Below are 22,933 nucleotides of genomic sequence, written 5' to 3' on the forward strand. Positions count from 1 at the left end.
TGAGGAGGATTCGTGAGCCAGGGCGCATCGAAAAAACACACCCGCACAGCCAGCGAAGAGGGCCTTGCAGCCTTCGGTGCCGAGGTGCGTCAGCTGCGCAAAGGCCGCCAGATGACACTTGCCGAGCTTGCAAACAGCAGCGGTGTTTCGATCAGCCATCTCAGCGCGATTGAGCGCGGCACCGTCAGCGCCTCGCTCAACAAGATTTCAAGCATCGCCGATGCCCTTGGTGTTCCTGAGGAATGGTTTTTCAACCACCGCCCCGGCTCTGGCCCGCTAGAGCGCGCCTATGTCGTGCGTCAATCCAACCGTAGAAATCTGAACCTGCTGTATGACGAACCGATCGAGCAATCTGGCTATGCGGATCAGTTGCTATCCAGTTCAATTGGCGGTGGGTTTTGTTTGGGCGTCTCAGATTACCGCCCCTATTCCGAACAGGTCGTAGACCAGTACTTCTCGCGCGATGGTGAGATGCATGGTGTCGTTCTGGATGGTGAGCTGGAACTGGTGCTTGAGGACGAAACCGTCACCTTGCGCACTGGGGACAGTTTCAGCTTTCCCGGAGAAATTCTGCACGTCCTGCGCAACGTAACCGATCAACCCGCGCGCATGATCTGGGTGAACTCACCCGTCATCATCCCAAGATTCTCAGCGCTTGGCGCTGATGAGCAACTGCCACAGACAAACAAGAAAAAGAACGGATAACGCCTGCTGGCACCTGAAGTCGCGGGCGCGCCTGCCCGCAAGCAACCAAACCGGACAGATGCCCGGACACGAAGACAAACAGGGAGTAAGCAAATGAGTTCGATTTTCAAAGGGGACGTTTCCCGACGCTCCGTTCTGGCCGGTGCTGGTGCATTGGGCGCGGCCAGCCTCGCATTTCCGCATATGGCTGTCAGTGCCGATGGTTCGGTCCTGACCATCCGGTCCTATAGCGATCTACAGGTGCTGGACCCAGCCTTCTGGCTCGCGCTGCCCGAGGCCGACATCATGCGGTCGATCTATGCCCCGCTGGTGTCAAACCAACAAGGCGATGAATGGAACTGGCGGCCGGTCGCTGTCGAAAGCATCGAACAGTTGGACGACCTGACCATTGCATTCAAACTGCGCGACAATATCGGTTTCACGGACGGCTTCGGACAGATGACCGCCGATGACGTCAAATTCTCGATTGAGCGTATCGCGGATCCGGCCAACGAAAGCCCTTATGCTGGCGATTGGAGCGCTTTGAAAGAGGTTGAAGTCAAAGACAATCTCTCGGGTCTGATCCACCTAAAAAACAAGTTCGTGCCGCTTTGGACGACCACACTGCCGACGCCAGCCTCTTGTATCGTTTCGCGAAAGGCGGTCGAAGAAATCGGCGGCAAGATTGGTTCTGAGCCGGTGGCACAATCCGGTCAGTACATCCTGACCGAATGGGTCCCCAAACAGAAAACCGTTCTGAAGCGTAACCCGGACTGGGCCTATGAGCCGGGCGGATACGAAGAAATCCACATTTTGCCCATCGAGGACCCCTCGACCGCCGAGCTAGGTTTTGAAGCGGGCGATCTGGACTACACCTGGACGTCGGTATCCTCGCTGCCGCGTCTCAAAGAAAACCCGCCTGCGGGATCGGTTGTCGAGGAAAAACCCTCGCTGGCTTATGTCTGGCTGGGCATGAACCAGGACAACGAAGCGCTGAAAGACGTGCGCATCCGCCGTGCCATCCAGCACGCGATTGACCGGCAGACTGTGGTTGACGCGGCCTATTTCGGCGCAGCGGCCGTGGGCAACGGCATCATCGCCCCCGGTTTGCCCGGCAGCCGGGACAGCGTGACTTATGACTACGACCCCGACAAAGCCCGTGAGTTGCTGGCCGAAGCCGGTGCGGAAGGCATGACCGTCACGCTGGACATCCTGAACCAGTCCGAGCGTCTGACGGCGGCGCAGGTCATTCAGGCTAATCTGGCTGAGGTCGGCATCGCCTGCGAGATCAAGCAGAATGACAGTGGTACATTCTGGACGCTGGGCTCGAAGGACGGCGACTATTTCATGAACCTTCAGCTTGTGCTCAGCCGGTTCTCGATGAACCCTGACCCAAGCTGGGCGACCGTCTGGTTCACACCGGAACAGGTTGGCGTCTGGAACTGGGAGCGCTTCAACAACGAAGAATACAAGGCCCTGCACGAAGAAGGCCTGGTCGAAAGCGATCCGGCCAAGCGCGATGAGATCTACAAGAAGATGCAGGGACTCATGGATGAAAGCGGCTGCTACGTCTTCCTGACGCATGAGGTTGTTGGCCTGATCCACAAGGATACGGTTAATCCGGGCCTCAAGCCGAATGGCGAGCCACTTCTACCGCTGTTCAAACCCGCCTGATCCACGCAAACGGGCGGCGCACTGCCGCCCGCACGCCTATAGGGGGCGCGTATGCTGAGCTATTTTGTCAAACGGCTTGGACTGGCTGCTGCGATCGTGTCGGTCGCCATGTTCCTGCTGTTTTGCATGATCTACCTGATCCCCGGCGACCCGGCCTCGGTCGCATTGGGGCCTCGGGCGACCGAGGAAATGCGCGCTGCCCTGCGCGAGAAAATGGGGTTGAACCAGCCGGTTCTGGTTCAGTTCTGGAACTTCTACATCGGGGCATGGACAGGTGATCTGGGCGACGAGGTTCTGTCAGGCCGTCCTGTCACCACGGTCGTGTTCGAGCAACTGCCCTATACGCTGGCCCTGATCGTCGGCGGCATCACGTGGTCGGTGGCTCTTGGCATTCCGCTGGGTTGCTGGGCTGCGGTCAGCCGCGGCAGCTGGGCTGACCGGATCGTTGGCATCCTGTCTGTGGCCGTGATCGCGGTGCCCTCCTTTGTGATCGCGATCTATGCGCTGCTGATCTTTGCCGTCGAACTGCGCTGGCTGCCAGCCATTGGCGCTGGTGAACCCGGCAATCTCGGCGATCAACTTACCCATCTGATTCTTCCGTCTCTGGCCGTTGGTCTAGGTTGGGTCGGTTACATCGCCCGCATGGTGCGCGCCTCGATGCTCGAAGTACTTGAGGCCAGCCATATCCGCACCGCACGTGCGTTTGGCTTGCCCGATCGAACGATCACCTACCGCTACGCTCTGTCGATTGCGATCCTGCCCACGGTCACGTTGCTGGGCGTGGGTATCGGTCAGATGCTCTCATCGGCGGTCTTTGCCGAGATCGTCTTCGCCCGCCCCGGTGTCGGCAAGCTGGTCTATGACGCCATCCTGACCCGCAACTTCCCCATCGTGACAGGCACCGTTCTGATCACCACCGTCCTGTTCGTTCTGCTCAACCTGCTGGCAGACCTCATTATCGGAGCTTTGGATCCCCGTGTCAGAAGCAGTTTCTAATCCCGCCCCCGGGCGCATGGCCGAGCTGTGGCGCCCGATCCGCAAAATCCTGCGAGAGCCTCTGGGCGCATTAGGATTGTTCCTTGTGTTGTTCGTGATCTTTGGCGCTGTCTTTGCCGATCTGCTCACCAGTTGGGACCCGACCAAGATCAACCCGCGTGACCGGTTCCAAGGCCCAAGCACACAGCATCTGATGGGCACAGATCAACTGGGCCGAGACCTGTTTGCCAGGGTGCTGCATGGCGGGCGGATCGCGCTGTTTGTAGCTCTGGTCTCCACCGCTGTGTCGCTGGTGATCGGTATCGTGCTGGGCTTGATCGCGGGCTACGGGCCACGTTGGCTGGACAACCTGATGATCCTGCTCTTCGACGCAATGAAAAGCTTTCCGACCGTGATGCTGGCCCTTGCGCTGGTGACGCTAATGGGCCCGTCGCTGACCGCCGTGATGGTTGTTGTCGTTCTGGTCACTGTACCCGGTTATGCGCGAATTATCCGAACCCAGACCATTGCACTGAAAACCTCGGAATATGTCACCGCTGCGCAAAGCATGGGGGCGTCTTCGGCGCGTATCCTGCGGGTGCACATTCTGCCAAACGTGATCGGCCCGTTGGTCATTCTCGCATCGATGGACATCCCTGTCGTCATCGGCATCGAAGCAGGTATGAGCTTTCTGGGCCTCGGCGTGCGGCCTCCGACCCCAAGCTGGGGCTCGATCCTGAATGACGGTTTCACCAATATACGAGACACCGCCTGGATCGCTATTGCAGGCGGTGTGCCGATCATCATCACAACGCTGGGCTTTACTTTCCTGGGTGAGACGCTGCGGGACGTGTTCGATCCTCGGCTGAAAGGACGCTGATGACCACGCTGCGCATAGACAATCTGAATGTCAGCTTCTCAACCGAGGCCGGGCCGCTGCACGCCTTGAAAAACGTCAGCTTCGATGTGCCCGAAAATCGGATCGTTGGCATCGTGGGCGAATCTGGCTGCGGCAAGTCAACGTTGATCAACGCCATTCTGGGGCTGCTGGCTGACAATGGCAGCATCGACGGTGGCTCGATATTGTTCGAAGGGCAGGATGAACTGACCACTTTGCCCCCATCACGCATGCGAGATTTGCGTGGTCCGCGGATCGCAACTGTGTTTCAGGACCCGATGGGCGCGCTGAACCCCGTGATATCGGTCGGCAAGCAGATGCTGAATATCCAGTATCGCTCGTCCTTGTCAAAAGAGGAAAAGCTGAACCGTGCGGTCGAGATGCTGGAATTAGTGCGTATTCCCGACGCACGTGCTGCCTTGGCACGCTATCCGCATCAGTTCTCGGGCGGGATGAAACAACGGATAGCTATCGCCATGGCCTTGATGATGGAGCCTGCCCTGCTCATCGCGGACGAACCTACAACCGCGCTGGATGCGACGCTTGAAGTGACAACGATCGAGCTGCTCAAAGACCTGCAGCAAAAAATCGGCTGTTCGGTTATGTTCATTTCGCACCATCTGGGTGTCATCGCCGAGCTTTGCGATGACGTGGTGGTCATGTATGCGGGCGAAGTCGTGGAGCGCGGCACCGTTCGGCAGATTTTCCAGGACCCGCGCCACCCCTATACGGCGCGACTGCTGGAATGCGACCCGGCACGGCAAAGCGAGCGCACCCGGCATCTGCCGACTATCCCCGGAGAAATCCCCGATCTGCGCGCGCGGCCCACTGGCTGTATTTTTGCCAACCGCTGCGACCGCGTGAGTGACGCTTGCTTGGCACCGCCACCAGACAAGGATATCGGCGACGGCCATGTCGCCCGCTGCTTTGTCGCAGATACACCAGCTGAAACCGGAGTGACGGCATGAGCAGCGATCCCATTCTCAAGGTCGAAAATGTTCAGGTCTCTTTTCCGGTCGGGGGGCTGGGACGCAAAAGTGCAATCTTTGGCGTGGCCGGGGTCAGCTTTGAGGTCAACCGGGGCGAAACCTTTGCCCTGGTCGGCGAAAGCGGGTCTGGCAAAACGACGCTTGCGCGCGCCGTGAACGGTTTGCAGGAGATTAGCGCCGGTGCCATCACTTTTGAGGACCAGCGCATCGACGAACTGGACCGAAAAGCGATGAAACCCATACGCAAACGTATGTCGATGATGTTTCAGGACCCAGTGGGCTCCCTCTCGCCCCGTATGACCGTGGGCGATCTGGTGACGGAACCGTTCCGCATCCACGGCATCGAAGGCCGCAACTTGCGGGAAGAAGCCGCGCGTCTGCTGACTTTGGTAGGGTTGCCGACCAGTTTCGCTTCGCGCTTTCCGCATCAGTTGTCTGGTGGGCAGGCCCGACGGGTCGGCGTGGCGCGGGCCATTGCGCTAGACCCGGCGCTGATCATCGCCGACGAACCCACTGCTGGTCTGGATGTGTCGGTACAAGGCGAAGTCCTCAACCTGCTAAACGACCTTCGCGAGCGGTTGGGCCTGGCGATGGTGATCATCACGCACAACCTGCACGTGGTGCACCACGTGGCGGATCGAACTGCGGTCATGTATCTCGGCCGTTTTGTCGAGGCAGGCGACACCGAACAGGTGTTCAGTGCACCTCAACACCCCTACACGGCGGCGCTTCTGTCGGCCAATCCTGAGCCCGACCCGGACAAAACCCATGACCGGATCACCCTTCCTGCCGAAGTTCCCTCGCTGTTGGCGCGACCCGCTGGATGCGAGTTCCACACCCGCTGCCCATGGGCGCAATCAAGATGCAGCGTGGATGCGCCGGAACGGCAGGCCACAGACGGACGCGCAGTTGCCTGTCATTTCCCCCTTGAACCCGGCGCCCGCCCACCGGAAATGGAAGAACAGGCCGCATCATGAGTGAAATCGAGGTCATTGAAACCGTCTGGATTCCCATGCCCGACGGGACAAAACTCGCCGCACGGCTTTGGCTGCCTGAAACGGCCAGAACCTCACCAATGCCCTGTATTCTGGAATACATCCCCTACCGGCGTCGAGATCGCACGCGCATGCGCGACGAGAGCATGCATCCTCATTTTGCAGCCGCAGCGTACGCCTCTATCCGAGTTGATATCCGCGGGTACGGCGACAGTGAGGGCGTGACCGAGGACGAATACTCGCATCAGGAAATCCAAGACGGCCATGACATCATTCAATGGATTGCCGCTCAGGAGTGGTGCGATGGGAATGTCGGAATGTTCGGCAAAAGCTGGGGGGCCTATAGCGCGTTCCAGGTCGCTGCGACGCGACCTCCAGCGCTGAAAGCCATTGCGCCGGTGATGGGCACGGATGACCGCTGGCGCGAGGACATTCACTTCTACGGCGGCTGTCTGGCCAATGACAATTTCTGGTGGGGCTCAATCATGCAGCTCTACAATGCGATGCCCCCCGATCCCGAAATTGTGGGTGCGGATCACTGGATCGACATGTGGCGCGAGCGGCTTACAGGCGCGAAATTCTGGCCTGCCATGTGGCTGGAACACCAAACTCATGACGAAATGTGGCGGCGCGGATCGATTTGCGAGAACTACGCGGATGTTGAGGCTCCGGTGTATTTCTTCGGCGGCTGGATGGACCTGTACCGAGATACGCCTTTCCGCATTGCCGAGCACCTCAAGGGCACCGTTAAAATCCTGATGGGACCTTGGGCGCATCTTTACCCGCATGAAGGCATCCCTGGACCAAAGGCCGATTTTGTCGGTGAGGTGATCCGTTTTTGGGATCATTGGCTCAAGGGGAAAGACACGGGACTGATGGATGAACCCCCGTTGCGGTTTTTTCTGCAGGACAGCGCGGCCCCTTCGGGCACTCACCTACAACGCACGGGGCGCTGGGTCCAAGAACCCTCTTGGCCGTCGCCCAATGTGTCCGAGCAGACGCTCTGGCTGAACGACCAGACTCTGGACGAAACGGCACAGACCGGGCCCGCGATGTCGATATGCTCACCACAAACATTCGGGTCGGCTGCGGGCGATATGTGCTCGTTCGCGATCCCCGGTGATATGGCTGCGGATTGCCGGATCGACGCCGGGGGTGCCTTGCAGTTCAAAGGGGCGCCCCTGACCGAACCGATGAACCTGTTGGGCCAGCCTAGTGTTGACCTGACGGTGTCGGCTGATCAGCCAGAGGGATTTGTCGCCGCGTTGCTGGTGGATGAAGCCCCGGACGGCGCGCAAACATTGATCGCGCGGGGGTTTTGCAACCTCAACCATCGCGACAGCGACACTCAACCCACGCCAATCACACCTGGCGAAGAGATGACTGTTACAGTTCCGATGTACGGAACCGGTTACTGCGTTCCGAAGTGTCACCGCATCACGTTGCAAATCGCCTCGGCTTATTGGCCCGTCCTGTGGCCTGCGCCCCAGCCTGTGACGCTGACGGTTCAACCCGGTACGTCACGACTAAACCTGCCGGTCCGAACTTCACCAATCGACGCGCCCGAGCCGCGTCCGCTGCCGGAACCTACCACCCCGGACGTCCCCCCCCGAAAAACGCATGTGCGCGATGGGTCCATGGAACGCTCGGTCCACACCGACCTGACGAATGGCGAGATGACCCACCGTTTCTTTCTGGATGGCGGTGTATTTGGCCCGATCGGGGATTTCCGCCTCGATGACATCGGAACGGTATTGAGCGACGTGTCAGACCGGCGCTACACGATCCACCCCAGCGATCCCTTGTCCGCCGTCGCCACCATGGAGCAAACGGCCGGTTTCGACCGGGAAGACTGGTCCGCAAAGATCTGGACCTATTCCGAGCAACGGGCAACGGCGACCGAGTTTCACTTGACCTCACGCCTCAAGGCCTGGTCGGGCGAAGAACTCATTTTCGAAGAAGAAGAAACGCACATCATTCCCCGCAACGGAATGTGAAGAAACACATTATATTTTGCCCTTGTGGCAGAGGAGCACTCCAATGTCAGCCTTCCCCGAATTTGGGCCGAGAGCCGAGACACATCAATTGACCGTCAGCGGCGTCACCATGCGGGTATTGATCGAAGGGGATGGGCCGCCAATCGTGTTCGTCCCCGGCGGCGATCAGACGGCCGAGGCCTATTCCGAGCAATTCTCGCGTCTGTCCGACAGTTATAAATGCATCACCTATGATCCACGCGGCGCAGGTGATACGCAATCACCCCCTCCCCCGTGGACGATGCATGATTACGCGGCGGATTGCGCGGCGGTGATTGACGCTTTTGCCAGCGGGCAAGCTACTGTATGTGGCCTGTCGCTGGGTGGACTGGTCACGCAGCAAACCGCAATCGACTTCCCAGACAAGGTGCGACTAGCCATTCCGATGGGCACCTCGGCTTATATCGACGGGTTCACCCGCGACTGGATGCAGGCCGAGATCGACCTGCGCAAGGATGGCATCACCCTGCCTGAATATTTCCTGGCGCCGCACTATGCAGTTTACGCATTTCCGGCCAAAGCACTGCACGAGGCCGAACTTTGGGAGCAGATCAAAGCCTCCTACACCGAGCGTTTTCGGGATCGCGACCCGCAGGCAACAATTGATCAGTGGGAAGCCTGTCTGGACTTCGACTGCCGCGAGGAGCTAAAAACCTGCTTGGTTCCGATGCATGTAATCGCCTTCTCCGAGGATGTTCAAACCGCTCCGGTCATGTGCAAGGTGGTTTCTGATCTTGCGCCCAACGGCGTGTTCCACGAAATTCCCGGCCTTGGTCATGTTTCGATGACCCGACACAAACCGGATATCGTGGCGGCAAAACTGCGTGAGATCTTGACCGTCGAATTGGTGCAGCAATAAACGGTTGAAGGGTCAGATGAGAATTGCAATCGCAGGATTTCAGCACGAGACCAACACCTTCGTCGACACACCGACACAGCTGAGCGACTTTGAACAGGCCGACAGCTGGCCGGAATTGCTTTGTGACCAAGACGTTTTGGCCGTGACCCGCGGCATGAACCTGCCCATCGCAGGTTTTGCAAATGCTGCGTTGGCGGACGGGGTCGAATTGCTACCTATCTTGTGGTGCGCGGCGGAACCAGGAGGCAAGGTCACGGATCAGGCCTTTGACGCTATTTCCGGACGTATCACCAATGCGCTCTCGAAAATGACGCAGCTTGATGGAGTCTACTTCGACTTGCATGGGGCCATGGTCACAGAGTCCTGGGATGATGGCGAGGGAGAGCTGTTGTCGCGGATCAGGCGGATGATCGGGCCGGATCTGCCGCTTGTTGCAAGCCTCGATATGCACGCCAACATCTCTGGGAGAATGGTGGGACTGTCCGACGCAATGACTATTTTCCGCACCTATCCGCATCTGGACATGGCGGAAACAGGCGCGCGGGCTTTTCGGGTGATGCGCGACATCTGCACAAACGGTCCGCCCGCAAAGACGTGGCGTCAAGGTGAGTATCTGATCCCGCTGCACAGCCAGTATACAGAAGTGGCACCTGCGAAAACGCTTTACAAGGCACTGGATGCCTTCGACGGACCGGGCGCGCGTCTGGTTGAACTCGCCATGGGATTTACTGCAGCGGACACGGCCGATTGCGGGCCGTCTGTATTGGCCTACAACTCGTCTCAGTCTGAGGCTGACGCAATGGCAACGCAGATATTCGCAAATCTGCAGGCCGCGGAATCGCAGTTCGATACCACTCTTCTAAGCCCAGAAGTTGCTGTTACAACTGCAATGCATGCAAACGGCAAGAGGCCTGTTGTCATCGCAGATGTGCAGGATAATCCTGGTGCTGGTGCGTCGGCCGATACAACAGGATTGCTGCGTGAGCTTGTTAAACGGAACGCCCCTTCTGCCATTCTCGGGTTGCTGCATGACCCTCAGTTGGCTTCTAAGGCCCACGAGTTGGGCGGAGGCGCGAAATTCGAGGCCACGATTGGCGGTCGTGTCCCCGGTGACGCTCCCTTTACGGCACACGTCCGGGTGCATCACCTGAGTGACGGCCAATGCCGCTATACCGGCGAAATGTATGGCGGCGGCGTTGCAACGCTCGGCCCGTCGGTCGCATTGCAAATAACCGGAACGCAGATCCATGTCCTTGTCACTAGCATTCGAAATCAATGTCTGGATCTGGCGCAGATACGTTTGTTCAATCTGGAGCCGGAAGACGCAAAGATACTATGTGTCAAAAGCACAGTGCACTTCCGAGCCGATTTTGATCCCATCGCGCACAAGGTTTTAGTATGCGCCTCGCCGGGACAGTTTCCATGTGAACTGGCGGATGTCAGCTATTCAAAGCTGCGCTCTGAGGTTGGTACAATTTAATGATGACGACTTATGCACCTAAGGTGCTGTCTGACGAATTCGAACCAGTCTCAGTTTGCTGCGGAAACCGTGAACCTATCCTGAACGAAGTTGACGCCACTCGCTAAGAGCGGCGGAGCGTGTCAGCTTGAAGGTATCTCGACTGGCTAGCGATCTTTCCTGATTGAAGTGGTTGTAGAAAGACGAGTGGACGGAGGTGAATTTCTGTAGACTTCGCATGCGCCTGAAACGCTGCATCGCGCGTTCGCGTCGTCGAAACGGCAGGTGCGAATTCTCGACGCGGTTGTTGAGCCACCTGCCCGTCTGTTGTTTATCGAGCGCGCCCATTTCTCTGAGCGCTGGCTTGTAGGAAGCGAAGCGATCTGTGACGATCTCTTCGACGCAACCGTGTCGCTTCATCAATTTCTTGAGGAATTTCAGTGCTGCAGCTTTGTTTCGGCGTTTGGTGACAACGGCTTCTAACACCTCACCTTCGTGATCAACAGCCCGCCAAAGATAATGCCGCTTGCCATTCACCTTCACGAAAACCTCGTCAACGTGCCACTTCCATTTGGAGAACGCGCGCAGGTGCTGGACACGCTTTCTTCGGATCTCAGCAGCAAACATAGGGCCAAACCTGTTCCACCAATATCGGACAGTTTCGTGGCTCACATCGATGCCTCGCTCGTGAAGCAGATCTTCGACATTCCGAAGCGAAGGCGGGAAACGGATTTACTACATCACTGCAAGGTGGATGATCTTGGGACTGGTTTTGAAGTACTTGAAAGCGGCAGGTCTGGTCGTGGACAAAAGCTACGCAACACCACTGCCCCGCTCAAGCAAAGTTCTTCTGACAAGACCGTCCTCTGAATGTACAGTCTGCTCTGTCTCTGATTGAAAGCGCATGCGCCAACGCTCGGGAATTGCGGCACAATTCCGAGTCAGAAAACACAACTGAAGTGAGACAGGTATGAGTGGCGGGGAGACAGGGATTCGAACCCTGGGGACGCTCTCACGCCCAACGGTTTTCAAGACCGCCGCATTCGACCACTCTGCCACCTCCCCGTCGAAGGCAGGGTCTAAGGCTAACTGAAATCAGAGGCAAGTCAAAATCGGGAAATCTTGCCGAAGCCCAAGCAGCGGACTTTCCATAGAACCACACCCACGTTATGATCCGCATGAAAGACCGCAGCAGACTGGCGCGAAGAACCGGCTGGCTGACGGTGGGGCTCGGGGAACGAGGCCCCTTCAGGCAAGGGATGACAAGATGAAGCGAGCGACTGAGATCCGCCCAGGGCCAAAACGGCTGGCGTGCTTGGCTGTAGCCTTGGTGGTGCTGTCGGGTTGCGAGGAAACGCTGGCAACCGCAGAAAAACCCGACGAAAATACCAGCAAGAACGAACTTTTCCCGCAATCCTCCGGCGACACACAGCGCGATGTCGAAGCACCGGACGTGTTCCAATTGACCGAGGCCGGATTATGGGACGGTCGTCCCTCGCTGGGCGGGATCTGGGTGGCTCATCCGGATGTGACTCAGCCCGAACGGGTGATCATAAAAAACGCCTCGAACAATAAATCCGTGACCGGCGCTTTATTCCGGCGGGAACGCAATCTGCCCGGCCCCGCCTTGCAGGTATCTTCTGCAGCGGCGGAACAGCTGGGTATCCTTGCTGGCGCGCCGACCAAGATAAACGTGGTGGCCTTGCGGCGCGAAACCGTAGAGGTCGCGCCCGAACCCGAGGTCGCTGAGGCCGAGACCGCTCCGGAAGCAAGCACCGAGACCGCCGCCGCCAGTGACGTGGCCGAGGTTGATGCATCCGAAGCCACCTCTGGTGCGGAAAAACCGGCTAAGCGCAAATGGTGGCAGAAGAAAGCCCCTGCCGCAGCGGCGACTGCAGGCGTTGTGGGCGCAGCCGCTGTTGCCTCAGACGCAGCCGAAGATGGGGCCGAGGCCGCCATAACTAGTGACGTGGCCGAAGTTGATGCGCCCGAAGCTACCTCCGAGACGGAAAAACCGGCCAAGCGCAAATGGTGGCAGAAGAAAGAACCCACCGCCGCGGCGACCGCAGGCGCTTTAGGCGCAGCCGCTGTTGCCTCGGACGCAGCCGTGGATGGCGCCGAGGCCGCCGTCGAGGCCACCGCAGAGGTATCGGCGGCCAGCACGTCTCCGGCTTTGACCGATGCACCGGTGGTTGCGCCTGCGGAAAAACCGACCAAGCGCAAGTGGTGGCAGAAAAAAGATCCCAACGCGATCACCGAAACTACGCTTGACCCGATCGAAGGGGCCGCAGCCGCTATCGACGCCGCAGAGCCGACGCCTGTCGCCGCGACGGCCGCCACGACATCTTCTCTTTCGAAACCCTTTGTTCAGGTTGGTACGTTTGGTGTTCAGTCCAATGCAAACAGCGCCGCCGCCAAGATCCGCAGAAACGGCATGTCGGCCGAGGTGCGAGAGTTAAAGACCGAAGGCAACACCGTCTGGCGCGTGCTGGTCGGACCCGCCGCCACCCGCGCCGAGCGCAAGGCCATCCAGAACGACGTGAAAGATCTGGGCTTTGGCGACGCGTTCACCGTGGCCAACTGACAACAGGAGGCACCTCATGCTATCCGCATTGCGAACATCCGTTTTCACCTTTGGAATGGCTGTTCTGGCCCTGCCCGCCCACGCGTTCGACACCTCGGCGCGTGCGGCATATGTGATGGATCAAACCACAGGCACCGTGCTTCTTTCCAAAGACGCCGATCAGCCGCTTCCGCCCGCATCCATGTCCAAGCTCATGACGCTTTATGTCGCCTTCGAAGCGCTACGTGATGGGCGTCTGACGCTCCAGGAGACCCTGCCTGTCTCGGAACATGCCATGAGCTATGGCGGCTCAACCATGTTCCTGAACACACAGGACCGAGTGACCGTTGAGGATCTGATACGCGGCATCATCGTGCTGTCCGGCAACGACGCCTGCGTGGTGATCGCCGAGGCGCTCAGCCCCGATGGGACCGAGGCCGGATTTGCCCGCTATATGACCCAGCGCGCGCAGCAAATGGGTATGAACAACTCGAACTTTGCCAACTCCAACGGCTGGCCTGCTGCCGGGCATATGATGTCCGTGCATGATCTCGCCGTCCTCGCGGATAGGCTGATCACGGATTTCCCCGAATATTACCCTCTGTTCGCTGAAGAAGAATTCGAGTTTGACGGGCGCGCGCCTTCGAACAAGCGCAACCGCAACCCGCTTCTACGGCTGAACATTGGGGCCGACGGCCTGAAAACAGGCCACACGCAAGAGGCCGGCTACGGCCTTGTCGGATCGGCCAAACAAGGCGACCGCCGGGTGATCTTCGTTCTCACTGGCCTAGACAGTACCGCTCAGCGGGCAGAGGAGGCTGAGTCCGTGGTTAACTGGTCGTTTCGAAATTTTGTCGAGAGGACAGTTGCCACCGAAGAAGCGCCAATAGCCGAAGCCAAGCTTTGGATGGGTGAGAAAAAGACCGTGGGTCTGGTGCCCGACGGCGACCTGAATGTTTTGTTCCCGGTTCTGGGCACCCAGAATATCGAAGCTGAGGTTGTCTATGACGGCCCCATCAACGCACCTGTTGCCAAAGGCCAGCTACTGGCCGAGCTGGTGATCAAGCCCGAAGGTCTGCCCGAAATCCGACGCCCTCTGTTCGCGGCCGAGGATGTCCCGCCGGGCGGTTTCATGGTGCGCATGATGACGGTCGGTGGCATCGTTCTGAAAGACGTTATCAATAACCCGCTGGAGTCGATGTGACGCAACGCGGGTTATTCCTGACCTTTGAAGGCATAGACGGATCAGGCAAATCAACTCAGGCCCGGATGCTGGCCGAGTCCCTCCGCAATGCGGGCCATCAGGTTGTGCTGACGCGCGAACCCGGCGGGTCGCCGGGGGCAGAAGAAATCCGCCGCCTCGTACTGGAAGGCGACCCTGACCGGTGGTCGGCGGAAACCGAGCTGTTGCTGTTCGCCGCCGCCCGCCGCGATCATCTGGAACGGACGATCGAACCGGCCTTGGATGCGGGAAAGGTGGTGATCTGCGACCGCTTTGCCGACAGCACAAGGATGTATCAGGGCCTGTCTCGTGGGAACCTACGGGCGGTTGTCGATCAGCTCCATGACCTGATGATCGGGCGCGAGCCAGACATGACCCTGCTGATCGACATGGACCCGGACACCGGCCTGTCCCGCGCCAAGGGGCGACAGGGCACTGAGGAGCGGTTCGAAGATTTCGGCCCTGCTCTGCAAAAACAGATGCGCGCCGGGTTTCTGGCGCTGGCGGATGAGTTTTCCGACCGGTTTCGCGTCATCGATGGCAATCGCGACATGGACAGTGTCGCACAGGATGTGAGAGATATCGTCGAGGCAGCCTTGCGATAGACGATGAGCGACGACACCCCAACCCCAGATCAAGCGCCCGGAGCGCCGCATCCGCGTGAGACCGCGCAGCTGTTCGGGCAGGACACGGCCGAGCAAGCGTTTCTGCGCGCGTACAACTCGAACCGGCTTCACCATGGCTGGCTTCTGACTGGCCCGCGCGGGGTCGGCAAGGCCACGCTGGCATGGCGGATCGCGCGGTTTCTGCTCGCCACCCCTCCGGCGGATGACGGAGGGTTGTTTGGTGCGCTTCCGCCCCCGCAAACGCTGGAGATCGACCCGGACCACCCGGTTTCGCATCGCATATCTGCTGGCGCAGAACCGGGGCTGGCCGCGATCACCCGGTCGTTGAACGATCAGGGTCGTCTCCGGAGTGAGATCGTGGTGGATGACATACGCAAGTTGGGCAAGTTCTTCGGCCTATCCGCGGCAGATGGCGGGCGACGCGTCGTCATTGTAGACGCGGCTGATGAGATGAACGTCAGCGCCGCGAATGCCCTTCTGAAAATGCTGGAGGAACCACCGGCGCGCACCACGTTACTGCTAATCTCGCACCAACCCTCCCGCCTGTTGCCGACTATCCGGTCCCGTTGCCGCACCTTGCGCCTCTCACCGCTGGGTCCTGAGGATATGCAGGCCGCTTTGGTACAGACCGGAGCGGAACTGCCTGCGCAGGCGGAACATCTGGCCGCCTTGGCCGCCGGGTCGGTGGGTGATGCGGTTCGCCTGATCAATCTGGGCGGGCTTGAGATCTATGCCGAGTTGATCGCCATTCTGGGCACCCTGCCCCGCATGGACCGCCAGCGCGCCCTCAAGCTGGCCGAAGCCGCCGCCCAGCGCGGCGCAGCCGAACGGTTCGAGCTGTTGCTGACCCTGATCGACGTGGCACTCTCCCGTCTGGCAATGACTGGCGCGACAGGCGCAGCCCCCTTGCCTGAAGCCGCCCCCAACGAGGCGGAAATTCTGACACGGCTTTCAGCCTCCCCCCATCAGGCCCGCAACTGGGCCGAGGTGGCGGCAACGATCACTGCCCGCGCACGTCAAGGTCAGGCGGTGAACCTTGACCCTGCCGCGTTGGTCCTAGATACGATGTTCAAGATACAAGAAACCTCCGGTCAGAGCAGATGAGCAACATCCCCCAGATCACCGATAGCCATTGCCATCTGGACTTCCCCGATTTCGAAGGGCAGCTGAACCAGATCATCGCCAATGCGGCCGAGGCCGGTGTGACCCGCATGGTCACCATTTGCACCCGCCTGCGCAATGAACCCAGCGTGCGCGCCATCGCCGAGGCTCATGCGCCGGTGTTCTATGCCGCCGGTACCCACCCGATGAGCGCGGCTGACGAGCCGATGGCGACGGTCGATGAACTGGTCGCACTGGCGCAGCACCCTAAATTCGTGGGCATCGGTGAGACCGGGCTGGACTATCACTACACTGCCGACAGCGCCGAGGTGCAAAAGCAGTCTCTGCGCATTCATATCGAGGCGGCCCAACGCACCGGTCTGCCTCTGATCATTCACGCCCGCGCAGCCGATGACGATATGGCGCGCATTCTGACTGAGGAATACCGCAACGCGCCCTATTCCTGCGTGATGCACTGTTTCTCATCATCGGCCGAGCTGGCAAAGGCTGCCTTGGACCTTGGGTTCTATCTGTCGATGTCCGGGATCGCTGCATTCCCCAAAAGTCAGGAGCTGCGCGATATCTTCGCAATCGCTCCGGTAGATCGCATTCTGGTCGAAACCGACGCCCCCTATCTTGCGCCGCCCCCATACAGGGGCAAACGCAATGAACCCGCCTATACCGCTCACACTGCCCGCAAAGCGGCCGAGGTATTCGGCATGGACTACGCAGATTTCGCCGCCCAGACACAGGTAAACTTTGACCGCCTGTTCTCAAAAGCGGCACAGTATAAGGCAGCCGCATGACACAGCTGCGCTGCACCATTCTCGGCTGCGGGTCCTCGGGCGGCGTACCGCGCCTTGGTGGGCATTGGGGCGATTGCGACCCCGAGAACCCAAAAAATATCCGCCGCCGCTGCTCGATGCTGGTCGAAAGAGACGGGCCGGAGGGTACGACCTCGGTCCTGATCGACACCTCGCCGGATATGCGCAGCCAGCTTCTGGATACCGGAACCGGGCGGCTCGACGGGGTGGTCTATACTCATTCTCACGCCGATCATGTGCACGGCCTTGATGATCTGAGAATGATCGTCTTCAACATGAAGACCCGTGTGCCGGTCTGGGCGGATGGCGACACCCAGAATGCCCTGCTCGGACGGTTCGGATATGCGTTCATCCAGCCCGAGGGCTCTCCGTACCCACCGATTCTGGAGCTGAAATCTATTGACGGCCCTTTCGAGATCGACGGTCCCGGAGGTCCGATCCCCCTGCGCCCGTTCCGCGTGAACCATGGGTCAATCGACTCGCTGGGGTTTCGGATGGGCAAGCTAGCCTATCTGCCAGATGTCGCCGAAATCTATGACGATTCATGGACCGAGATGGAAGGGCTGGATTGTCTGGTCATCGACGCCCTGCGCCGCGCGCCGCATCCTACCCATGCGCATCTGGAAAAAACCCTGGGGTGGATTGAGAAACTGCAGCCCAAACGCGCCGTCCTGACCAATATGCATATCGACCTGGATTATGCGACGGTCGAGGCCGAAACCGCCGATCAAATCACCCCCGCCTATGACGGGATGGTGATCGAGCAAGCGCTGTAAGGCCCTGCCGTTTGTGGCACACATATCGCCAGAACCGGGGGCGATATGCTTCAAAGCCTGATTGACGTTATCCTGCCGGTCTTTCTGGTGATTGGCGCAGGCTATGCTGCGACCCGTTCGGGCTATTTCAAAGAGGTGCATGTCGACGGGTTGATGCGCTTCACGCAGGGCTTTGCTATTCCCTGCCTTCTGTTTCTCGCCATTGCCCATCTGGATCTCAGTGCCAGTTTCGACCCTCGGCTTCTGGTCAGTTTCTATTCCGCAGCCGCGCTATGCTTTACAGCAGGGTTGTTCGGGGCACGGCTGATTTTTGGTCGTGATTGGGAGGACTGCGTCGCCATCGGCTTTTGCTGCCTGTTCTCGAACTCTGTCCTTCTGGGCCTGCCCATTACCGAACGCGCCTATGGCCCCGAAAGCCTGACGGGCAACTACGCGATCATCGCCTTCCACTCGCCCTTCTGCTACGGCGTTGGGATCACGGTGATGGAGATCGTGCGCAATCGCGGCCATGGCGGCACAAAGATGGTGCGCTCAGTTCTGTCTGCGATGTTCAAGAACGCCCTGATCCTTGGCATCGCGCTGGGCTTTGTCGTCAATCTATCCGGACTGGTCATTCCGCAAGTGGTGGATGAGGCGCTGGAACTCGTTACCCGCGCCGCCCTGCCCGGTGCCTTGTTCGCGCTGGGCGGCGTGCTTGTGAAATACAAACCCGAAGGAGATCTGCGCACGATCGCCTACGTTTGCGGGATTTCTCTGATGTTGCACCCAAGCGTAGTGTGGCTGTTCGGAACATCCACAGGGCTGCCGCAGGACCTTTTCCGCTCCGGAGTGCTGAACGCAGCGATGGCCCCAGGTTTCAACGCCTATATTTTCGCCAACATGTACGGGCGCGCCAAACGGGTCGCGGCCTCGTCAGTGCTGATCGGAACCGCCGCCTCGATCCTAACCGTCTGGCTTTGGCTGACAGTTTTGGGCTAACACCCGCCTTGACATAGAGAACCGGCGACACACTTACCGCTCAGGAACAGGAGCCCGGAATGCCGCACGCCATCATCGTTGCCCACGGTCAGCCCTCAGACCCGGAGCCAGCTGAGGCCTCTCTTGCCACGTTCGCCGCTGAGGTGAACGCCCTCGCGGCTGATGTGTCGGTCCATTCTGCAACGCTGGCCAATCCCGGCGCACTTGAAGAAGTGATGGACAGCCTGCCCCACGACACCGTGATTTACCCCCTTTTCATGGCCAAAGGCTGGTTTGTGACCAGCGCCTTGCCCGAACGCATCGGGGATCGCAACTTGCGAATTCTGGACCCGTTGGGCACCGACCCCATGCTTCCCGATCTTGTCGGCGACGCGTTGAAATCGGTCCTGAAGGAAAACGACTGGAGCGCAGCTGCGTCCGATCTGATCATCGCCGCGCACGGTTCGGGCCGCAGTAGAAACCCTTCGGCCGTTGCAAAAGACTTTGCCGAGCAGCTGTCGCAGAGAATGACGTTCAGCTCGATCCGCGTCGGGTTTGTCGAGGAACCTCCGTCGATTTCCGATGCTGCCGATGGAGTGTCAGAACAGTCGCTTTGCCTGCCGTTCTTCGCCTGTCGCGGAGGACACGTGCTGGAAGATGTCCCAGAAGAGTTGGACAAGGCGCATTTCCGAGGCATCGTTCTGCCAGTGATCGGCGAATTGCCCCCGATACAGCGCCAAATCGCAGACACTCTTCAAGCGGCGTTTTCCGCAGCCTGATCTCAGGATTGCGCCTTGAGCAGCCTGGAATAGAGCCGGTGGCAGGATCGACCCTCTCGCTTGGCTTGATACAGCGCGAGGTCCGAGGCCTGCAGAACATCTTCGGCCCTCGGATTGTCAAAATGCGTGGACAAGGCAGTGCCGATACTTGCGGAAATTCGGCAATCCTTTTCCTGAAAGCTCATCGGTTGGTTTAATCTTTCGATCAGCCGGTCTGCAATCGCCGAAAGCCGGTCGGTGCTGGACAGGCCTTGGAAGATGATAACGAACTCGTCCCCACCGATTCGCGCCACCGTGTCGTCATCTCGGGTCTCTTCGATCATGATCCGGGCGGCCTGCTGCAAGACAAAATCCCCAGCAGCATGTCCCAGACGGTCATTCACGGATTTGAAATAGTCCAGATCAATATGCATCACCGCAAACGGCGCGTTAGACGCGATCATCTGTCCTAGAAGGCTGTCCATGGCGCGCCGGTTTTTCACTCCGGTCAAGGTGTCGGTATAGGCCTGCTCCTCGGCTGCGAGCATTGCGCCCTGCAATCTGAGGTTCAGCGACCGCGACGCATCCATCGCGGCCGATTTCGCCTCAACCAGATAGAGCAGCTCGATCGCCAGATCAGTGCCGGAAAAATCAGCGCTGGTCAGGGCATAGTCGCGCACTGCGTCGAGGATCGAGATACCGAAGGACAGGTTGATAACCGCCCCTTCCCCGCCCGGCAGCGGGGCGACCAGCCCCTTGAGGGCTGTGCGCGGCTCATTATGAAACCTGAGGTGCAGATTCGCCCCGGCCATGGCCATAAGTGCCGGTATCGTTGTCACCGTGCGGGGGCGAACCATTTCGAAAACATCCAGGAAACTTTGCCCCTCCATCACGCAGTCCGGGCGTAACTTCTGCAATGTCGGACCGACGCGCAGGATGCGACCCTCTTGGTCAACCAGAAGAAACATCGGACACAGGGTTTTCAGCAGTTCTGCCAGATCATCCATCCGCGTCATGCGCCCCGCGCCCCCAAATCGAATTGTGTAGAAAAGCGTGCAATTTTGACCCCCTAAGCGGGGAAATCGGCGTCCAAATTTGACCCCTCCCTATGGTTGTAGACATCCTTTTCATTGAGCAGTCGATGGAGAGGCAAGCGGGATGATTTGCGTGGAAACTATTAGAAAAGTGCGTCGCTTACACCTGATCGAAAAAAAGAGCATCAAGGAAATTTGCCGTTCGCTCAATTTGAGCCGTGCAACGGTTCGAAAGATAATCCGATCGGGAGTGACGGAGTTCAAATATGAGCGCAAATCGCAGCCATACCCGGTGCTCGGGCCTTGGCGCGCGCGTCTGGATGAAACGCTTGAGGAGAACGAGGCGCTTCCGAAGAAACACCGCAAGCGGATGACCAAAATCTGGAAGGAACTCTCCGATGATGGTTTTGGCGGCGGGTATGACAGTGTTCGACGCTACACAAAGAATTGGCGCATTGCGCACGGCCGACAACAGGCGCAGGCGTTCATCCCGCTGATCTTTGATCCTGGGGAGGCGTACCAGTTCGACTGGAGTGTGGAGACGGTTTTGATGGACGGTGCACTCACGACCGTGAAGGTTGCCCATTTCAAACTTTGCCATAGCCGCATGCCATTCTCCATTGCCTATCCGCGCGAGACGCAGGAGATGGTCTTTGATGCCCACGACGAGGCCTTCAAATTCTTTGGTGGAGGCTGCATCAACGGGATCTACGATAACATGACGACCGCCGTCGATGCGATCCTGTCGGGCAAGGAAAGAAAGTTCAACAAGGCATTCTCCCGGATGTGTTCTCATCATCTGGTGAACCCGATCGCCTGTACGCGCGCGGCCGGTTGGGAGAAGGGTCAGGTTGAGAATCTGGTCAAGGAGAGCCGCGCCTATAGTTTTACACCGCGTCTGGAGGTGGCCGACTTCGATGAATTGAATGCCCGGCTGCAAAAAGACGCGATCAAACGCGCAAAAGAACTGCGGCATCCGGAAAACCTGGAGGTGACGGTCTGGGAGGAGTTCCAGCAGGAAAAGCCGCTGCTGACGCATCTGCAGAAGCCCTTCGTCGGGTTCCGTGAAAAGACGGTCGCCGTGAGCCGAACCTGCCTGATCAACTTCGAAAGAAACAAATACAGCGTTGAGGCAAGAGCTGTTGGACGTCAGGTCCAGTTGCAGGTCTACGCCACGCGGATTGTCCTGCGCCAAGACGGTGAGATTGTCGGAGAGCACGAACGGTGCTTCGGCCGAGGAAAAACGATCTTCAACCCTTGGCACTATGTGCCCGTCCTCAAGCGCAAGCCTGGCGCTCTGCGCAATGGAGCACCGTTCCGTGACTGGGACCTACCACCGGCAATGACGCAGATCTGGACCCATCTGCGGGGCACATCCGACGGAGACCGGCAACTTGCCGATATTCTTTTCGCTGCTTACCAGCACGACATTGATGTGGTCGAGGCTGCCTGCGAAGAAGCTCTAAAATCTGGCCTGCGCAAGGCCGATGCGATCCTGAACATTGTCTCTCGGCGCACCAATCCCCCGCCGCCAAAGGCGATTGAGCCGCCTGCCCACCTGCAGCTGAAAATGGCACCGATCGCGGATTGCGCTCGCTATGACAGGCTTGGAGGCTCCCATGCAACTGCGTAAGGAAATTCTCGAACTTGCCCGTCAACTGAAGTTGCCAGGCATCGTCAACTGCTTTGACGAAGTGATGCAGGCCGCAGCCAAAAACAACTGGCGGCCCCAACAGGTCGTGGCCGAACTCCTCACGGCCGAACTGGCCGAAAAGACTGCGCGCTCGATCCGGTATCAGATGGGTGCCGCAAAGTTCCCGGTCTGCAAGTCCTTACCTGAGTTCGACTTCACGGTCAGCCCCGTCAACGAGGAAGTCGTGCGCAATCTTCATGACGGCGATTTTATGGACCAGGCCAGGAATGGCGTGCTGGTCGGTGGAACCGGATCGGGCAAAACGCATCTCGCAACAGCGATCGGGGGCCACGCGGTCAATAACCGCCGGCGGGTCAGGTTCTTCAGCGCTGTGGATCTCGCGAACAAGCTGGAGGCTGAACATCGCGAAGGCAACGCCGGGCGGCTCAGCGAGCAGCTGATCCGCGTCGACCTCGTGATTATAGACGAACTCGGTTATCTGCCGTTCGCAGAGTCTGGTGGACGATTACTCTTCCATCTCATCAGCAAACTGTACGAGCGAACGTCTATTCTGCTAACAACCAACCTCGCATTTGCTGAATGGCCGAGTGTGTTCACAGATGCCAAAATGACCACTGCTCTCCTGGATCGACTGACACACCATTGCGATATCATCGAAACCGGGAACGAAAGCTGGCGAATTAACCACCGCGACTAACCTCGAAATCGGGGAATAAATTCAAAACAGACAGCAGGTCAAACCTTCAGTCGAGCTACGCTCTCTTTTCGGTTTGACCTGCTGTCCACCCCCTCCTGAATCAACCTAAACACGACCCCCTCAACGCCCCTCTTAGCTCCAAGGGGGGTCAA

At 58.9% G+C, this 22,933-nt stretch carries 20 protein-coding genes, 1 tRNA gene and 1 pseudogene; 19 read left to right on the forward strand and 3 right to left on the reverse strand.

Going from position 1 to position 22,933, the window contains the following annotated elements; all coding sequences use genetic code 11:
* Nucleotides 1–12 precede the first annotated feature (12 nt).
* From ACOERD_RS05125 to ACOERD_RS05165, 9 genes are all read left to right on the forward strand, one after another.
* Entirely contained in the window at nucleotides 13–705 is a 693-nt protein-coding gene (locus tag ACOERD_RS05125) for a helix-turn-helix domain-containing protein (protein ID WP_419738254.1), read from the forward strand.
* Between the two features lie 93 nt (nucleotides 706–798).
* Nucleotides 799–2,358, forward strand: coding sequence for an ABC transporter substrate-binding protein (locus ACOERD_RS05130; RefSeq protein ID WP_419738255.1), 1,560 nt, complete (start codon nucleotides 799–801; stop codon nucleotides 2,356–2,358).
* A gap of 51 nt (nucleotides 2,359–2,409) precedes the next feature.
* On the forward strand, nucleotides 2,410–3,354 hold the full coding sequence (locus tag ACOERD_RS05135; protein WP_419738256.1) for an ABC transporter permease: 945 nt from the start codon (nucleotides 2,410–2,412) through the stop codon (nucleotides 3,352–3,354).
* Nucleotides 3,335–4,213 (forward strand): ABC transporter permease, encoded by an 879-nt coding sequence (locus ACOERD_RS05140; protein ID WP_241484037.1) that lies wholly within the window; start codon nucleotides 3,335–3,337, stop codon nucleotides 4,211–4,213. The genes ACOERD_RS05135 and ACOERD_RS05140 overlap by 20 nt, the downstream gene beginning before the upstream one ends.
* Nucleotides 4,213–5,199, forward strand: a complete 987-nt coding sequence (locus tag ACOERD_RS05145) for an ABC transporter ATP-binding protein (RefSeq protein WP_419738257.1) — start codon at nucleotides 4,213–4,215, stop codon at nucleotides 5,197–5,199. The genes ACOERD_RS05140 and ACOERD_RS05145 overlap by 1 nt, the downstream gene beginning before the upstream one ends.
* Complete coding sequence (locus ACOERD_RS05150; protein ID WP_419738258.1) at nucleotides 5,196–6,197, forward strand: ABC transporter ATP-binding protein; 1,002 nt, start codon at nucleotides 5,196–5,198, stop codon at nucleotides 6,195–6,197. Before ACOERD_RS05145 ends, ACOERD_RS05150 begins: the two co-directional genes overlap by 4 nt.
* Nucleotides 6,194–8,212 carry a CocE/NonD family hydrolase gene (locus tag ACOERD_RS05155; protein WP_419738259.1) on the forward strand — a complete coding sequence of 673 codons (2,019 nt, stop codon included), beginning with the start codon at nucleotides 6,194–6,196 and terminating at the stop codon, nucleotides 8,210–8,212. The genes ACOERD_RS05150 and ACOERD_RS05155 overlap by 4 nt, the downstream gene beginning before the upstream one ends.
* Nucleotides 8,213–8,321: 109 nt before the next feature.
* Nucleotides 8,322–9,110, forward strand: coding sequence for an alpha/beta fold hydrolase (locus ACOERD_RS05160; RefSeq protein ID WP_419738260.1), 789 nt, complete (start codon nucleotides 8,322–8,324; stop codon nucleotides 9,108–9,110).
* Between the two features lie 16 nt (nucleotides 9,111–9,126).
* Nucleotides 9,127–10,590 carry a M81 family metallopeptidase gene (locus ACOERD_RS05165; protein WP_419738261.1) on the forward strand — a complete coding sequence of 488 codons (1,464 nt, stop codon included), beginning with the start codon at nucleotides 9,127–9,129 and terminating at the stop codon, nucleotides 10,588–10,590.
* A 75-nt stretch (nucleotides 10,591–10,665) separates the two neighbouring features.
* Here the strand turns inward: ACOERD_RS05165 and ACOERD_RS05170 are convergent.
* Together ACOERD_RS05170 and ACOERD_RS05175 are read right to left on the reverse strand one after the other, a co-directional pair.
* A pseudogene (locus tag ACOERD_RS05170) lies at nucleotides 10,666–11,379 on the reverse strand (IS6 family transposase).
* Between the two features lie 165 nt (nucleotides 11,380–11,544).
* Nucleotides 11,545–11,634: transfer RNA gene (locus ACOERD_RS05175), tRNA-Ser, on the reverse strand.
* 250 nt (nucleotides 11,635–11,884) lie between these two features.
* Between ACOERD_RS05175 and ACOERD_RS05180 the strand changes: the two genes are divergently transcribed.
* The 8 genes from ACOERD_RS05180 to ACOERD_RS05215 are packed head-to-tail and all read left to right on the forward strand — an operon-like array spanning nucleotide 11,885 to nucleotide 19,417.
* A complete protein-coding gene (locus tag ACOERD_RS05180; RefSeq protein WP_419738262.1) occupies nucleotides 11,885–13,153 on the forward strand; it encodes an SPOR domain-containing protein in 1,269 nt (422 codons plus the stop codon).
* Nucleotides 13,154–13,169: 16 nt separating this feature from the next.
* The gene (locus tag ACOERD_RS05185; protein ID WP_419738263.1) at nucleotides 13,170–14,336 is read left to right on the forward strand and encodes a D-alanyl-D-alanine carboxypeptidase family protein; all 1,167 of its coding nucleotides are present in this window, start codon (nucleotides 13,170–13,172) and stop codon (nucleotides 14,334–14,336) included.
* Entirely contained in the window at nucleotides 14,333–14,959 is a 627-nt protein-coding gene (gene tmk / locus ACOERD_RS05190) for a dTMP kinase (RefSeq protein WP_419738264.1), read from the forward strand. Before ACOERD_RS05185 ends, tmk begins: the two co-directional genes overlap by 4 nt.
* 3 nt (nucleotides 14,960–14,962) lie before the next feature.
* Nucleotides 14,963–16,084 (forward strand): DNA polymerase III subunit delta', encoded by a 1,122-nt coding sequence (locus ACOERD_RS05195; protein WP_419738265.1) that lies wholly within the window; start codon nucleotides 14,963–14,965, stop codon nucleotides 16,082–16,084.
* The gene (locus ACOERD_RS05200; protein ID WP_419738266.1) at nucleotides 16,081–16,887 is read left to right on the forward strand and encodes a TatD family hydrolase; all 807 of its coding nucleotides are present in this window, start codon (nucleotides 16,081–16,083) and stop codon (nucleotides 16,885–16,887) included. The genes ACOERD_RS05195 and ACOERD_RS05200 overlap by 4 nt, the downstream gene beginning before the upstream one ends.
* Complete coding sequence (locus ACOERD_RS05205) at nucleotides 16,884–17,681, forward strand: MBL fold metallo-hydrolase (protein ID WP_419738267.1); 798 nt, start codon at nucleotides 16,884–16,886, stop codon at nucleotides 17,679–17,681. Before ACOERD_RS05200 ends, ACOERD_RS05205 begins: the two co-directional genes overlap by 4 nt.
* A gap of 45 nt (nucleotides 17,682–17,726) precedes the next feature.
* Complete coding sequence (locus ACOERD_RS05210) at nucleotides 17,727–18,659, forward strand: AEC family transporter (RefSeq protein ID WP_419738268.1); 933 nt, start codon at nucleotides 17,727–17,729, stop codon at nucleotides 18,657–18,659.
* Nucleotides 18,660–18,718: 59 nt separating this feature from the next.
* Complete coding sequence (locus tag ACOERD_RS05215) at nucleotides 18,719–19,417, forward strand: CbiX/SirB N-terminal domain-containing protein (protein ID WP_419738269.1); 699 nt, start codon at nucleotides 18,719–18,721, stop codon at nucleotides 19,415–19,417.
* A 2-nt stretch (nucleotides 19,418–19,419) separates the two neighbouring features.
* Here the strand turns inward: ACOERD_RS05215 and ACOERD_RS05220 are convergent, their stop codons facing one another.
* Entirely contained in the window at nucleotides 19,420–20,412 is a 993-nt protein-coding gene (locus ACOERD_RS05220; protein ID WP_419738270.1) for a diguanylate cyclase domain-containing protein, read from the reverse strand.
* Nucleotides 20,413–20,554: 142 nt separating this feature from the next.
* Between ACOERD_RS05220 and istA the strand changes: the two genes are divergently transcribed.
* Both istA and istB read left to right on the forward strand, forming a co-directional pair.
* On the forward strand, nucleotides 20,555–22,063 hold the full coding sequence (gene istA / locus ACOERD_RS05225; protein ID WP_419737605.1) for an IS21 family transposase: 1,509 nt from the start codon (nucleotides 20,555–20,557) through the stop codon (nucleotides 22,061–22,063).
* Entirely contained in the window at nucleotides 22,050–22,781 is a 732-nt protein-coding gene (istB, locus tag ACOERD_RS05230) for an IS21-like element helper ATPase IstB (protein ID WP_419737606.1), read from the forward strand. The genes istA and istB overlap by 14 nt, the downstream gene beginning before the upstream one ends.
* The last annotated feature ends 152 nt before the right edge of the window (nucleotides 22,782–22,933 follow it).

The organism is Ruegeria sp. (genome assembly GCF_965199275.1).
GTDB lineage: Bacteria > Pseudomonadota > Alphaproteobacteria > Rhodobacterales > Rhodobacteraceae > Ruegeria.

Excerpts from the sequence above, each read along its gene's own strand:
- ACOERD_RS05135 (WP_419738256.1), top strand. The coding sequence starts at position 2,410 with ATGCTGAGCTATTTTGTCAAACGGCTTGGACTGGCTGCTGCGATCGTG.
- ACOERD_RS05200 (WP_419738266.1), top strand. The coding sequence starts at position 16,081 with ATGAGCAACATCCCCCAGATCACCGATAGCCATTGCCATCTGGACTTC.
- istA (WP_419737605.1), top strand. The coding sequence starts at position 20,555 with ATGATTTGCGTGGAAACTATTAGAAAAGTGCGTCGCTTACACCTGATC.
- ACOERD_RS05130 (WP_419738255.1), top strand. The coding sequence starts at position 799 with ATGAGTTCGATTTTCAAAGGGGACGTTTCCCGACGCTCCGTTCTGGCC.
- ACOERD_RS05165 (WP_419738261.1), top strand. The coding sequence starts at position 9,127 with ATGAGAATTGCAATCGCAGGATTTCAGCACGAGACCAACACCTTCGTC.
- ACOERD_RS05150 (WP_419738258.1), top strand. The coding sequence starts at position 5,196 with ATGAGCAGCGATCCCATTCTCAAGGTCGAAAATGTTCAGGTCTCTTTT.
- ACOERD_RS05195 (WP_419738265.1), top strand. The coding sequence starts at position 14,963 with ATGAGCGACGACACCCCAACCCCAGATCAAGCGCCCGGAGCGCCGCAT.
- istB (WP_419737606.1), top strand. The coding sequence starts at position 22,050 with ATGCAACTGCGTAAGGAAATTCTCGAACTTGCCCGTCAACTGAAGTTG.
- ACOERD_RS05185 (WP_419738263.1), top strand. The coding sequence starts at position 13,170 with ATGCTATCCGCATTGCGAACATCCGTTTTCACCTTTGGAATGGCTGTT.
- ACOERD_RS05145 (WP_419738257.1), top strand. The coding sequence starts at position 4,213 with ATGACCACGCTGCGCATAGACAATCTGAATGTCAGCTTCTCAACCGAG.
- ACOERD_RS05210 (WP_419738268.1), top strand. The coding sequence starts at position 17,727 with ATGCTTCAAAGCCTGATTGACGTTATCCTGCCGGTCTTTCTGGTGATT.
- ACOERD_RS05160 (WP_419738260.1), top strand. The coding sequence starts at position 8,322 with ATGCGGGTATTGATCGAAGGGGATGGGCCGCCAATCGTGTTCGTCCCC.
- ACOERD_RS05155 (WP_419738259.1), top strand. The coding sequence starts at position 6,194 with ATGAGTGAAATCGAGGTCATTGAAACCGTCTGGATTCCCATGCCCGAC.
- ACOERD_RS05220 (WP_419738270.1), bottom strand. The coding sequence starts at position 20,412 with ATGACGCGGATGGATGATCTGGCAGAACTGCTGAAAACCCTGTGTCCG.
- ACOERD_RS05205 (WP_419738267.1), top strand. The coding sequence starts at position 16,884 with ATGACACAGCTGCGCTGCACCATTCTCGGCTGCGGGTCCTCGGGCGGC.
- ACOERD_RS05215 (WP_419738269.1), top strand. The coding sequence starts at position 18,719 with ATGCCGCACGCCATCATCGTTGCCCACGGTCAGCCCTCAGACCCGGAG.